This is a genomic window from Brevibacterium yomogidense, assembly GCF_900163715.1.
Classification (GTDB): Bacteria; Actinomycetota; Actinomycetes; order Actinomycetales; family Brevibacteriaceae; genus Brevibacterium; species Brevibacterium yomogidense_A.
The window spans coordinates 524,341-537,578 of record NZ_FWFF01000001.1 but is presented as its reverse complement, the minus strand read 5'-3'; the positions used below and the strand labels follow the sequence as shown (position 1 = coordinate 537,578).

Sequence of the window (13,238 nt, the reverse complement as noted above, 5' to 3'; positions counted from 1 at the left end):
CATGGGACTCACCCCGCCAGGTCCGCGTGCTGCTGCACGAGCGAGCCGACGGCCTCGGCGTTGCGGACTCCGGCCTCGGATGCGGCGAACGGGACCCGCAGGTAGTTCCCGGAGCGCACTGCGGACAGCTGGGAGGTCACTGGGCTGGCCTCGAGCCGGGCGATCTTGTCCTCGGCCGAATTCCAGTCGGCATCGACGAGCACGATGACCTCGGGATCCCGCTCCGCGATGACCTCCCAGCTCAGGCTCGTCCACGTGTCGTCGACGTCCGCGGCGATGTTGTCGAGCCCCGCCGCGGACATCATCATCTGGGGAGCGCCGGAGCCCGCGCCCACGTACGGCGTGTCCGTGCCGGACGAGTACCAGAGCGCGGAGGGCTCTCCGCCGATCGGCTCGATCCCGTCGAGCAGCTCCTGCTGCCCGGCGACGAGCTCATCGGCCGACTCCGCAGCGCCGAACAGCGCACCGGCTTCGCGGATGTCGTCGAACACCCTGTCGAAGTCCAGCGATTCCGGCTTGGCACCGGCACCCTGGCAGGCTGCGGGAGCGACGTAGGTGCTCACGCCGAACTCGTGGAGCGACTCCCGCTCCCCGACGCCGTCGGCGGAGAACGCGGACTCCCAGCCCGCGAAGACGAGGTCCGGGCCCAGGTCCAGGACGGCCTCCTGGGACGGGACGCCGTCGGAGATCTCCGGCGCATCGGTCGTCCCGGCGAGGTCGTCCGGCAGCGGACCGTCGGAGAAGGCCGTGCCGACGAGTCGGTCGCCCAGGCCCAGGGACAGGACGAGCTCCGTCGCCGTCGACTTCACGGTGAGGATGCGTTCGGGCGGCGACTCGACCCGCAGGTCGGTGCCGCAGTTGTCGATCAGGTCGACCGCGCCCGAGGCCCCGGCTGAGGAGCCGTCGTCGCCGGCGGCGGTCTCTGCGGCCTCGGCGGCGGGGTCAGCTGCATCGGCCGGCCCGCCGCAGGCGGACAGCAGGAGGGCTGCGGACAGGAGCACGGGCAGGGAGCAGGTGTGGAGTGGGCGCATGGGTCCTCGTCGACGCAGGGCAGGTGCGGGCGGTGCGAAGGCGCGACCGCGTGCTCCGACGGCGAAGTCAGCCGTTCCTCCCGGCCGGGAGGCGGATCGTGGACAAGGCGTCCCACTGGCAACGGATCGTACTGGACGGTCCGCACCTGGGGGAAGACCCCGATCTTGCGAAGCGTCGCGTCTGTGGGACGAACCGCTCCGCATGGCAGGATCGGAGCATGGAGTTCCCGTTCACGCTCAACCAGCTCCGCTACTTCAACGAGGTCGCGCGCCACGAGAGCATGCGGATCGCCGCAGAGGAGCTCCACGTGTCCCAGTCCGCCGTGTCCACCGCGGTGGCCCAGCTGGAGCGCGGCCTGCGGGTCCAGCTCTTCATCCGGCACCCCAACCGGAGCGTCACGCTGTCGTCCGCCGGCCGCCAGTTCGCCGCCCGCACCCAGTCGTTCCTCGAGGGCGCCGCGGCCCTGACGGACGAGGGGTCCCTGCTGGGCGGGACCCTGAGCGGGGGGCTGACCGTCGGCGTCTACGCACCCATCGCGCCCTTCCGCTTCCCCCGCGTGCTCACGACGTTCGAGGAGCAGCACCCGGGCGTCGACGTGGACCTCGTCGCCGGCGATCTCGAGGAGGTCCGCGCGGCGCTCACGAGCGGGGCCTGCGAGGTCGCGCTCATGTACGCGCACGGGCTGGGATCCGGGTTCGAGACGCGGGTGCTCGAGACCGTCCGACCGCACGTCTTCGTCGCGGCCGACCACCCCGCCGCCGGTGCCGGTGCGATCCGCCTCGCCGATGTCGCGGACGAACCGTTCATCCAGCTCGATCTGCCCTACTCGCGGGACTACTACGACCAGCTGTTCCGGCTCGTGGGCGTCGCCCCGAACGTGCGGTACCGGTTCAACGACTACGAGACCGTGAGATCCTTCGCCGCGATGGGCCACGGCTTCGCGCTGCTGAACCAGCACCCGACGCCGGCGACATACTCCGGAGCGCATCTCGTCGCGCTCGAGCTGCTCGACGAACTGCCCGGCATCGAGGTCGTCGTCGTCTGGCCGGCCCACATGCGACTGACCCGCCGGGCCGAGGCCTTCGTCCGCGCCTGCACCGCGCATTACCTGCCGACCGCGGACTGAGGGCTGGTGAACCGAAGGCTCACGGACTGAGCACCGGCGACTCATCGATTTCACTGGCGAGCCTCTCCACCGATGCATGTTAGACACGTCACACTCGAGCGGCGAGCATGGAAGCACTCCGACCGCCCTGGCGGAGGCGGGCGCGGGCCTCGACCGGTCGCGGCCACGGCACCACTCATGATGCCGCCCGGCCGCGCACGCGTCTCCGACCTTCCAGGGCTGGCTTGACCCCCGAGAAGAGGCCGTCCATGTCCCACATGCCCGCACGATCCGCCAGGCTCTACAACAAGGAGCTGGCACCGGAGTCGGCGACGAGCACGTGGAAGACCCACAACCTCTTCAACTGGTGGATGGCCGGCTGGCACTCGATGGCCGGCTACACGATGGCGATCGGTCTCTTCGCGTTCGGGCTGACAGGCTGGCAGGCGATCATCGCGTTCATCGCGGGCGCGATCATCCTCTACGGCCTCAACAACCTCACCGGCGTCGCCGGGCAGCGCGAGAAGGTCCCGTTCCCCGTCTTCGCCCGGGCCTCGTTCGGCGTGTTCGGCGCGAACATCCCCGCGATCCTCCGGGCGATCGTCGCGGTGTTCTGGTACGGCATCCAGACCTGGCTCGCCTCCGCGGCCGTCATGATCCTCATCCTCAAGATCGCGCCCGGCACCTCGGCCCTGGCGGGCAACTCCTTCCTCGGACTGTCGTCCTTGGGCTGGATCTGCTTCCTCCTGCTGTCAGCGCTCCAGCTGGCCGTGCTGCTGTCCGGCCTGGAGACGGTCCGCCGCCTCACCGACTTCGCCGGCCCCACGATCTGGATCGCCGTGCTGGCGCTCGCCGTCTGGATGCTCGCCCGTGCCGGCTGGACGATCGACCTGTCCGCCGTCACGACACCGGAGATCCCGTCCGGCGCCCGCCAGGTGCTGGGCGTCGCGTCCGCCGCGTTCATCGTCGCCGCGTACATGTCCGGCCCCTCACTGAATTTCGCGGACTTCACCCGCAACGCCCCGAACGAGCAGTCGGTCCGCCGCGGCAACGCGCTGGGCCTCCTCATCAACGCGTCGCTCTTCGGCATCGTCTCCGTCGTCATCGCCCTGTCCGCGCACAAGGTGTACGGCGATGAGACGAAGGACCTCGTCGAGCTCGTGGGCGCCATCGACAGCGTGACGATCCTGCTCGTGACGATCATCGCGGTGTCGATCGCGACGGCCGGCGTCAACATCATCTGCAACTTCGTGGCACCGGTGTACGACCTCATCAACATCCGCCCCGAATGGTTCACGTTCCGCCGCGCCGGCACCCTCGTCGCGGTGCTCGCGGTCGTCGTGACCCCGTGGAACCTGTTCTCCAGCCCCGTCATCGTCAACCAGCTCATCGGCAGCATCGGCGCGTTCATGGGACCGCTGTTCGGCATCGTCACGGTCGACTACTACCTGCTGCGCCGCAAGCGGTTCGACACGGAGTCGCTCTTCACGGACGATCCCGACGGCATCTACTTCTACCGCCGCGGCTACAACCCGCGGGCGATCGGAGCGCTCGCGGTGGGCGGCCTCATCTCCCTCCTGCTGACCTTCGTTCCCGCCTGGTCCGACGCCGTGCCCTTCGCCTGGCCCGCGGGCATCGTGGTGGGCGGCCTCGTGTACGCCCTCCTCAACTCCCGCACACCGTCGCCGGTGCTCCCGGCGGGGGCGGCCTCGGGCGCGGATGCGACCGTGCCGACGGCCCAGACCGACCCGCCCGCCGAGGCACCGGCCGGGATCCGCTGACGGCGACGCCGGCAGCCCCGCCCCACACATCCCCAGACCACAACGACAGCACACGACACAGGAGGTCACGATGACAACCACACTCATCACGGGCGGGACCGTGGTCAACACGACCGGCAGGGTCGAGGCGGACGTCCTCATCGACGGCGAGACCATCGTCGGCGTCCTGCCTCCCGGTTCCGAACTGCTCGGCTCCGACCTGAAGAGGACCGTCGATCAGATCGTCGACGCGACCGGCAAGTACGTGCTGCCCGGCGGCGTGGATGCCCACACCCACATGGAGATGCCGTTCGGCGGGACATTCGCGTCGGACACGTTCGAGACGGGTACGCGCGCGGCCGCCTACGGGGGTACGACGACGATCATCGACTTCATCACGCAGTATCCGGACCAGCGGGTGCTCGACCAGTACAACCTGTGGCACGAGAAGGCGGCGGGCAACTGCGCCATCGACTACGGATTCCACCAGATCCTCTCCGACATCCAGCCGGAATCGCTCACCGCGATGGACGAGCTCGTCGACGAGGGCGTCACGAGCTTCAAGCTCTTCATGGCCTACAAGGGCGTCTTCCTGTCCGACGACGGCCAGATCTTCCGCGCCTTCCAGAAGGGTGCGGAAAACGGCGCGCTCATGATGATGCACGCGGAGAACGGGTCGGTCATCGACGTCCTCGTGGAGCAGGCGCTCGGCCGGGGAGAGACCGGACCGATCAATCACGGCCTCACACGGCCGTGGCAGCTGGAGGAGGAGGCGACGCACCGGGCGATCATGCTCGCCGACGTCGCAGACTGTCCCCTGTACTTCGTCCACGTGACGGCGAAGCAGGCCGCCATGCAGATCGCCGAGGCCCGCGGCCGCGGGGCGAACGTCTTCGGAGAGACCTGCCCGCAGTACCTCTACTTCAGCCTCGAGGACCAGCTCGGAGCACACAGCGCCGAACGAGGAGAGTTCGAAGGCGCCAAGTGGGTGGCCTCGCCGCCGCTGCGCTCCAAGCACGAAGGGCACCAGGACTTCCTGTGGAAGGCGCTGCGGACGAACGAGATCCAGATGGTCTCGACCGACCACTGCCCGTTCTGCATGAAGGAGCAGAAGGAGCTCGGGGCGGACGACTTCTCGAAGATCCCCAACGGGTTCGGCACGGTGGAGCACCGCCTCGACCTCCTGTACCAGGGGGTCGTCGACGGGAAGATCACCCTGGAGCGGTTCGTCGAGATCACATCGACCACGCCGGCTCGCATGTTCGGCCTCTACGGCAAGAAGGGTGTCATCCAGCCCGGCGCGGACGGCGACATCGTGGTCTACGACCCCAACGGGCACACGACGATCAGCGCGGACACCGCCCACATGGACATCGACTACTCCGCCTGGGAGGGCTTCGAGATCGACGGGAAGGTCGACACGGTCGTGAGCCGCGGCAAGATCGTCGTGCAGAACGATCAGTACCTGGGCCGCAAGGGCGACGGGCAGTACCTCAAGCGCGGCACGTCGCAGTACCTCACCTGAGCGGACGGTATCGGTCCGACCCCATCTCACCAGCAAGGAGACCCGCAGTGACAACGACACCAGAGGACGCCTTCCTCCGCGACTTCCACGAGGTCGCGAAGATCGGCGCCACGGAGTCCGGGGGCGTCGAGCGCCAGTCGGCGACCCCGGAGGACAAGCAGACCCGTGACTGGTTCGTCCGGTTCGCGAAGGAGCGCGGCTGGGAGACCGGCGTCGACGGGATCGGGAACCTCTTCGCTCGTGTCCCGCTCGTGTCAGGACGAGAGGAGCAGGCGGGAGTCATCATGACCGGGTCCCACCTCGATTCGCAGCCGAAGGGGGGACGGTTCGACGGCGCATACGGCGTGCTCGCGTCACTCCATGCCGCAGCTCAGGTCGAGCAGCGGGTCCGCGACGGTGAGCTGACTGCGGACCACGACCTCGTCGTCGTCGACTGGTTCAACGAGGAGGGTGGGCGCTTCCCGCCCTCCATCATGGGCAGCTCCGTCTATGCGGGCCTCATGGACCGTCAGAAGATGCTCGAGGTCACCGACCTCGCAGGAGTGAGCGTCCGCGAGGCACTCACATCGATCGACTACCTGGGCTCCGACGATGCGCCCGGCGTGCCACCGGTGGACTCGGTCAAGGGCTATGCGGAGATCCATATCGAGCAGGGCAGGATCCTCGAGCGCGACGGGCTGCCCCTGGGCGCGGTCGATTCGTCCTGGTACACCCAGAAGCTCGATATCGAGGTGCTCGGCGAGCAGTCGCACACGGGTGCCACAGCGATGGCGGACCGCCACGATGCGCTGGTCGGCGCGGCCCACGTCATCCTCCTGTTCCAGGAGATCTGCGAGCGCTTCCCGGAGGAGACGCTGGTGTCCTCCGTCGGGCAGGTGACGGTCGAGCCCAACTCGCCCATCGTCGTGAACTCGCGCGTCCACCTCGTGGCGGATCTCCGCGCGAACGATCCCCAGATCGTCAAGGACGCGCGGGACTGGCTGCTCGCGGAGTTCACGAAGGTCGAGGAGAAGACGGACCTGCGGATCGTCGCGGAGGACTTCGACATCCGTCCCAACCGCTACTACCCGATCGAGGGCGTCGAGCTCCAGGAGAAGGTCGCCGCGGACATGGGCGCGGGGATCGTGCGGATGCAGACGATGGCCGGCCATGACTCCGTCGCGATGAACACCGTGACGCCGTCGGTCATGATGTTCATCCCGTCTGCGGACGGCGTGTCCCACTGCGAGCGGGAGTTCACGTCCGACGAGGACATGGTCACCGGTCTCACGTCACTGGTGGGCGTGCTGGAGCGGATGGTCCAGGGAGAGCTCGACGGAGTCGCCTATCCCGGGTCGCCGGCAGCCTGATCCAGGACGGAACCGCAGGTCATCATGCCCAGACGTCGTCTCACGGCGTCTGGGCATGATGCCGTCACTCCACTACGATCAACGAGAATGCGCGACTGTGCGCAGCCGGTTCGTCCACAGACCACTCTGCGCGGGTCTTCATCGAGGCTAAGGAAGTCGCAATGTCCGACGACGTCGCTCACACCCGGAACGCGGTAGACGAGGACTTCTCCTTCGAGGCGGTGCCGCTGACGAAGCGGCGCGGCTTCTGGCGAGTCGGCTTCGTCATGCTGGGCTTCACGTTCTTCTCCGCCTCGATGAGCGTCGGAGCGGGGCTGGGGAACGGAGTGGACCTCACGGGGTTCATCTGGGCCGTGGTCATCGGAGGCCTCATCCTGGGCGCCTACACCGGCGCGCTGGGCTACATCGGCGCCAAGACGGGCGAAGGCCTCGACCTCCTCGCCCAGCGTGCCTTCGGCACCCGCGGCTCCTACCTCCCGTCCGCACTGATCGCCTTCACGCAGATGGGCTGGTTCGGGGTCGGTGTGGCGATGTTCGCGAACCCGACCGGTGAGCTGCTGGGCATCGGACCGTGGCCGATCGTCATCGTCGCGGGAGCGCTCATGACGGCCTCGGCGTACTACGGCATCAGGGCCATCGAGATCGTGAGCTTCATATCCGTGCCGCTCATCGCGATCCTCGGCACGTGGTCGATGGTCTCCGCGACGCGGGAGGGCGGCGGCCTCGAAGCGATCTTCGGACAGTCGACCGGCATGCCCCTGACAGTCGCCGTCGGCATGGTGATCGGCTCGTTCGTCTCCGGCGGAACCGCCACCCCGAACTTCACGCGCTTCGCGAAGTCCGCCAGCATCGCGGTCCTCATGACAGTCATCGCCTTCTTCCTCGGCAACACGCTGATGTTCAGCTTCGGTGCTGTAGGCGGCGCGTTCAGCGGCCAGGATGACATCTTCTACGTGATGATCGCGCAGGGACTCATGATCCCGGCCCTGATCGTCCTGGGCGCCAACATCTGGACCACCAACAACAACGCGCTCTACACCACGGGCCTGGGGCTCGCGAACATCACCAAGATCCGCAAGCGGCCGCTGGTCCTCATCTCCGGCATCCTCGGCACGCTCACGTCTCTGTGGCTCTACGACAACTTCATCGGCTGGCTGAACTTCCTCAACGCGACGCTCCCGCCCATCGGCGCGATCATCATCGTCGACTACCTCTGGCGACGGAAGGCGTACGCCGCGCCCGACCGTGGTGGCAGAGTCGTCGCCTGGGGTGCCGTCGTGGGCGTGGTCGCCGGCGGACTGGCAGGCTGGTTCGTGGACTGGGGCATCGGCGCGATCAATGCGATCGTCGTCGGGGTCATCTGCTACGTGATCGGCGCGCTCATCCAGCGTGCCGCAGGAGAAGGGAAGGCGGACCATGCTGTTTCGGAATCTGCGGATTGACGATGCGGACGAGGCCAGCGATGTCCGCGTCGCGGATGGCGTGTTCGCGGCCATCGAGGACCACCTCGAGCCGCTGGCCGACGAAGAGGTGTTCGACGCGGAGGGGCGGCTGGGGCTGCCCCCGATCATCGAATCGCACGTCCACCTCGATTCCGCGCTCACCGCGGGTGAACCGCGCTGGAACGAATCCGGCACCCTGTTCGAGGGCATCGAGGTGTGGAGTGAGCGGAAGCGCTCGCTCACCGTCGAGGATGTGAAGGAGCGCGTCAACCGCGCTGTGCGACAGCAGGCGCGCTTCGGCATCCAGTACGTGCGCACGCACGTCGATGTCACGGACCCGGAGCTGACGGCCCTGCACGCGATGCTCGAGCTGCGCGATGAGCTCAAGGACTTCGTCACGCTGCAGATCGTTGCGTTCCCCCAGGAGGGCATCCAGTCCTTCCCGGACGGCGAGGACCTCATGCGGCGGGCAGCGGGGATGGGCGTCGATGTGATCGGGGCGATCCCGCACTTCGAGTTCACGCGCGAGTACTCCGTCGATTCGCTGAACTTCGCGTGCAGCCTGGCGGAGGAGTTCGGTCTGCTCGTCGATGTGCACTGCGACGAGATCGACGATGAGGCGGCGCGCGGACTGGAGACGCTCGCGACGCGCGCGCTGGAGATGGGCCTGCGCGACCGCGTGACCGCCAGCCACACCACGGCGACGCACTCGTACAACAATGCGTACTTCACGAAGCTGCTGCGCCTGCTGACGATGAGCGGCATCAACTTCGTGTCCAACCCCCTGGTGAACACGCACCTGCAGGGCCGCATGGACACGTATCCGAAGCGGCGCGGGGTCACGCGGGTCAAGGAGCTGACGGATGCCGGCATCAACGTGAGCTTCGGACAGGACGACATCGTCGATCCGTGGAATCCGCTCGGCACGGGGAACCTGCGCGATGTGGTCTTCAACGGACTGCACGTGACGCAGATGATGGGCAAGCAGGAGATCGACCAGAGCTATCGGTTCATCACGCACAACGCGGCGCGCACCCTGCATCTGGGTGCGGAGGACTACGGCTTCGGGGTCGGGCGTCCTGCGAGCTTCATCATCCTCGATGCGCCCACGTGGTACGACGCGCTGAGCTTCAACGCTCCGGTCATCGCCTCCTACCGCGAGGGGCGGCAGCTCGTGCGGACGGAACCGGCCACCACGGAGATCCTCTTCTGAGGACCACGTCTCTGCGGAGGCTCACAACGGCCGAGGCCCCGGGAACCTGTGCGGGTTCCCGGGGCCTCGACCGTCATGCGGCGACGCTCACGCGCCTCCGGCACTGATCTGTGCGATCAGGCCTTGCCGATGACCTCGAACTTGGCGTTCGCGGTGATCTCGTCGTGGACGCGGACGGTCGCGGTGTGCAGACCGGCGGCCTTCACGTGGCCCGGCAGGGCCACCTGACGACGGTCGAACTGCGCGCCGACTGCCGTGCTGACCGCGTCGGCGACGAGCGCCGAGGTGACGGCGCCGAACAGGCGTCCGCCCTTGCCCGACTTCATCTCGATGCGAGCCGTCGTCGACTCGATCTTGCCCTTGAGGGCGAGTGCCTCGTCGCGATCGGCGATCTGGCGGGCCTGACGGGCCTTCCGGAGTGCGTCGATCTGCTTCTGCGCACCGGCCGACCACGGAGTGGCCAGACCGCGCGGGATGAGCAGGTTGCGGGCGTATCCGGCCCGCACCTCGACGACGTCACCGGCAGCGCCGAGACGGTCGACTTCCTGGGTGAGGATGAGCTTCCTGGTTGCCATTCTTCTCTCCTCCTATCAGCGGCCGACGCCGGTGTACGGGAGCAGCGCCATTTCGCGGGCGTTCTTCACGGCCTTCGCGATGATGCGCTGTTCCTGCACGGAGACACCGGTGACGCGACGGGCGCGGATCTTGCCGCGGTCCGAGATGAACTTGCGCAGCGTCGCGGTGTCCTTGTAGGTGATGGTTGCGGCTTCCCCGCGCTTGAGCGGGTTGGCCTTCTTCTTGATGGGCTTCCGGGGATCCGGCTTCGCCATGATGTGCTCCTGTGTGAATGTGAGAAGTAACGATCAGAACGGTGGTTCGTCGTTGGTCGGGCTGCCCCAACCGCCACCGCTCTGCGGGTTCGACGACGCCCACGGGTCCTCCTGCGCAGGGCGTCCGCCCTGCTGCGGGTTGGCTCCCCACTGACCGCCCTGCTGGCTTCCCTGCTGGGGGGCACGGCCTCCGCCGAACCCTCCCTGCTGGCCGCCACCCTGGCCTCCGCCACCGAATCCGCCCTGCTGGCCGCCCTGGCCACCGCCGCTGAATCCGCCGCCGCGCTCGTTCTTCGTGACGTTCGCGGAGGCATAGCGGAGGCTGGGGCCGACTTCGTCGACGTCGAGCTCGAACACCGTGCGGCGTTCGCCCTCCTTCGTGTCGAAGGTGCGGGACCGCAGCCGGCCCTGCGCGACGACGCGGGTGCCGCGTGACAGCGTCTCCGCGACGTTCTCGGCCATTTCGCGCCACGCGCTGCAGCGCAGGAAGAGGGTCTCCCCGTCGCGCCATTCACTGGTCTGACGGTCGAAGGTCCGCGGCGTGGACGCCACGGTGAAGTTCGCGACGGCTGCGCCGTTCGCGGTGAACCTCAGCTCCGGGTCAGCAGTGACGTTTCCGACGACGGTGATGACTGTCTCGCCTGCCATGATGACTCCTCTGCTGCGCAGTGTTGTGGTGCGACTCGAGTGGATGGGTGGGGATGTGGGGTCGGACCCGGAAGGATCCGAACCGTGGGATCAGACCGCGGGTGCGGTCACTTGGCGTCGGGGCGAAGGATCTTCGTGCGCATGACGGACTCGTTGAGTCCGAGCTGGCGATCGAGTTCCTTCACAGTCTCCGGATCCGCGTTCAGATCGATGACCACGTAGAAGCCTTCCGACTTCTTGTTGATCTCGTACGCGAAGCGGCGACGGCCCCAGACATCCACGTTGTCGACGGTCCCGCCCTGCGCGGGCACGACCTTCAAGAGCTTCTCGACATTGGTGTTCACGGAGCGCTCGTCGATCTCTGGATCGAGGATGAGCATGAGCTCGTACTTACGCATGTGTCACCCACCTCCTCTGGTCTCAGCGGCCACGGTCCATCCGTGGCAGGAGGGTAATTGCGTTGCGCTGCCCAGTGGTTCTGCGCACAGGGGCGCACAGGACAGCCGTCTGAGTCTACCGCACGAGTAGAGAGCCTCGCACCTCTGCTGCCGGGAGTCAGAAGGGGTGGGGCACTCTGTCGAGTGCCCCACCCCTTCAGCTCCTCGCGCCGGTGCCTCTCAGTGTGAGGCCCTGGCTCGACTCAGACTCATGCCCTGCGACGACGGGCGATGAACAGGAACACTGCACCTGCGGCGGTCAGCAGGCCACCCGCTGTCAGTGCGACACCGATATCTGAACCCGTGCGCGGCAGATCCTCGCCGGGCTGGGGATCCGCGGACGGCTCGGGCTCAGGCGCCGGTGCTGGCGTCTCCGACGGAGCCGGCGATGGGCTCGTGGTCGGATCGTCAGTGGGCTCCGCGGACGGCTCCTGTGTCGGTTCGGCCGTGGGCTCGACCGTCGGCTCGGCCGTAGGAGCCTCGTCAACGACGTTGACCGTCACCGTCGCGACGTTCGAGTCTTCCGCGCCGTCGTTCGCCGTGAATGTGAAGGTCTCCTGCCCTTCGTAGCCCTCGGCCGGCGTGTACGTCAGATCCGGAGCGTCCCCGCTCAGGGTGCCTTCCGCCGGCTCCTCGACCACCGTGTAGGTGAGCTCGTCACCGTCCGGGTCGGAGGCCACCAGCGGTGTGCTGACGGGGGTGTCGATGGTGGTCGTGTAGGTCGCGTCCTCCGCGGTCGGCGCAGTGTTCGCCGCGAATGTCCCCGCAGAGATCAGCACTGCGGAGTCACGGGTGGCGTCAGCCGTATCAGCGATTGCCAGCTTCACGTGGTTCGTCTCACCGGGTGTGACGTCGGAAGCACAGACCAACGGCTCGGTGAAGCCGTCCATCTCCGTCTCGTGGGGGTGGCCGGCCTCCGCATCATTGTCGTTGTACAGGGACGAGTTCACGCCGTTGTTGATCGTGTTGATCGTGACCGGAGCAGTGCCCTCGTCCGTGTCGACGACAGCACAGTTGCTGCCATTGACGTAGAAGCCGAACACGTCGTTGTAGTCCGAGTCGACGTACTCGTTGTACTCATCAGATCCGAACACGTACGTGAACTTCACCTGGTCCGTATCCGGAACGAAGTCGAACTCGAGGACTGACGCATCCATGGTGGTCAGGGGATCGACGATCAGATTCAGGTCAGAATCGCCTGGCACTCCGAGAACAGAGGTGTTCCCGGTGAGTTCGTTCGGCCCCAGGACCGACGACGGACCGAGGTCGCTGTCCGCGATGCTTCCCGAGGACAGGGCGACGCCGCCCTCCACACCGACAGCGCTCATGCCGGTCACCTCACCGGCACCCTCGGCGGCGCCCGTGTACACGGCGTTCGAGTAGGTGATGCCCTCGCCGATCAGCGTCTCCACCAGATCATCGGCGGTCAGGTCGCCACTCGTCAGATCCGTGGCCTCCTGGCCGGGAGACGCGGCTTCCACATCTCCGTCTGCTGCCGCCGCAGCAGATCGTTCAGCCGAGGCTGCGGCTGGGCTCGCCTGTGCCGCGGTCGGCACCAGGCCGGCGAAGATCAGCGCGGACGCTGCTGCCAGAGCGCCCCATTTCACACGTTCAGTTCTCACTACCAGTCCACTCTCTGTCAGTTCCCCGCCCCGCGAGTCCGCTCGGTTGTGCGACTCTCCACAGCGAGTGCACTGCACTCCTGCGACTGCGGGCAGGCACGAAGCGTGCGCTCGCGGCCCGATGATGGTCCGTTCGGCCACCTCGAGCGCCGCCTTCAAGATAGCTCAACGTTTCGTGATTCGAAAGAGAGATGTGCGCCTCATGAACCGGGCATGCGGCGGTTCGTCCGGAGGTGGCACAGATACGTCGAGGTCAGAGCCGTGCATCTGCTCAA

At 67.3% G+C, this 13,238-nt stretch carries 12 protein-coding genes; 6 read left to right on the top strand and 6 right to left on the bottom strand.

Annotated elements, in window-relative coordinates; all coding sequences use genetic code 11:
* Positions 1 to 8: 8 nt before the first annotated feature.
* A complete protein-coding gene (locus FM105_RS02190; RefSeq protein WP_087003971.1) occupies positions 9 to 1,031 on the bottom strand; it encodes a putative F420-0 ABC transporter substrate-binding protein in 1,023 nt (340 codons plus the stop codon).
* Between the two features lie 218 nt (positions 1,032 to 1,249).
* Here FM105_RS02190 and FM105_RS02185 point away from each other — a divergent pair, with 218 nt between their 5' ends.
* The 6 genes from FM105_RS02185 (at position 1,250) to codA (ending at position 9,426) form a co-directional block, all read left to right on the top strand.
* The gene (locus FM105_RS02185) at positions 1,250 to 2,158 is read left to right on the top strand and encodes a LysR family transcriptional regulator (RefSeq protein WP_087003968.1); all 909 of its coding nucleotides are present in this window, start codon (positions 1,250 to 1,252) and stop codon (positions 2,156 to 2,158) included.
* A gap of 248 nt (positions 2,159 to 2,406) precedes the next feature.
* Entirely contained in the window at positions 2,407 to 3,918 is a 1,512-nt protein-coding gene (locus FM105_RS02180; RefSeq protein WP_179207018.1) for an NCS1 family nucleobase:cation symporter-1, read from the top strand.
* A 70-nt stretch (positions 3,919 to 3,988) separates the two neighbouring features.
* On the top strand, positions 3,989 to 5,422 hold the full coding sequence (gene hydA, locus FM105_RS02175) for a dihydropyrimidinase (RefSeq protein WP_087003964.1): 1,434 nt from the start codon (positions 3,989 to 3,991) through the stop codon (positions 5,420 to 5,422).
* 47 nt (positions 5,423 to 5,469) lie between these two features.
* Positions 5,470 to 6,771, top strand: a complete 1,302-nt coding sequence (locus tag FM105_RS02170) for a M20 family metallo-hydrolase (RefSeq protein ID WP_087003961.1) — start codon at positions 5,470 to 5,472, stop codon at positions 6,769 to 6,771.
* A gap of 161 nt (positions 6,772 to 6,932) precedes the next feature.
* Entirely contained in the window at positions 6,933 to 8,213 is a 1,281-nt protein-coding gene (gene codB / locus FM105_RS02165) for a cytosine permease (RefSeq protein WP_087003958.1), read from the top strand.
* Positions 8,188 to 9,426: a cytosine deaminase gene (gene codA, locus FM105_RS02160; RefSeq protein WP_087003955.1), complete on the top strand. Its 1,239-nt coding sequence runs from the start codon at positions 8,188 to 8,190 to the stop codon at positions 9,424 to 9,426. Before codB ends, codA begins: the two co-directional genes overlap by 26 nt.
* A gap of 116 nt (positions 9,427 to 9,542) precedes the next feature.
* Here codA and rplI read toward each other — a convergent pair whose 3' ends face one another.
* From rplI to FM105_RS02135, 5 genes are all read right to left on the bottom strand, one after another.
* On the bottom strand, positions 9,543 to 10,001 hold the full coding sequence (gene rplI, locus FM105_RS02155) for a 50S ribosomal protein L9 (protein ID WP_087003952.1): 459 nt from the start codon (positions 9,999 to 10,001) through the stop codon (positions 9,543 to 9,545).
* A 15-nt stretch (positions 10,002 to 10,016) separates the two neighbouring features.
* The gene (gene rpsR, locus FM105_RS02150) at positions 10,017 to 10,256 is read right to left on the bottom strand and encodes a 30S ribosomal protein S18 (RefSeq protein WP_087003950.1); all 240 of its coding nucleotides are present in this window, start codon (positions 10,254 to 10,256) and stop codon (positions 10,017 to 10,019) included.
* 33 nt (positions 10,257 to 10,289) lie between these two features.
* Positions 10,290 to 10,904: a single-stranded DNA-binding protein gene (locus tag FM105_RS02145; protein ID WP_087003947.1), complete on the bottom strand. Its 615-nt coding sequence runs from the start codon at positions 10,902 to 10,904 to the stop codon at positions 10,290 to 10,292.
* A 107-nt stretch (positions 10,905 to 11,011) separates the two neighbouring features.
* Positions 11,012 to 11,302, bottom strand: a complete 291-nt coding sequence (rpsF, locus tag FM105_RS02140; protein ID WP_087003944.1) for a 30S ribosomal protein S6 — start codon at positions 11,300 to 11,302, stop codon at positions 11,012 to 11,014.
* Positions 11,303 to 11,550: 248 nt separating this feature from the next.
* Positions 11,551 to 12,963 (bottom strand): choice-of-anchor L domain-containing protein, encoded by a 1,413-nt coding sequence (locus tag FM105_RS02135; protein WP_143275787.1) that lies wholly within the window; start codon positions 12,961 to 12,963, stop codon positions 11,551 to 11,553.
* Positions 12,964 to 13,238: the final 275 nt, after the last annotated feature.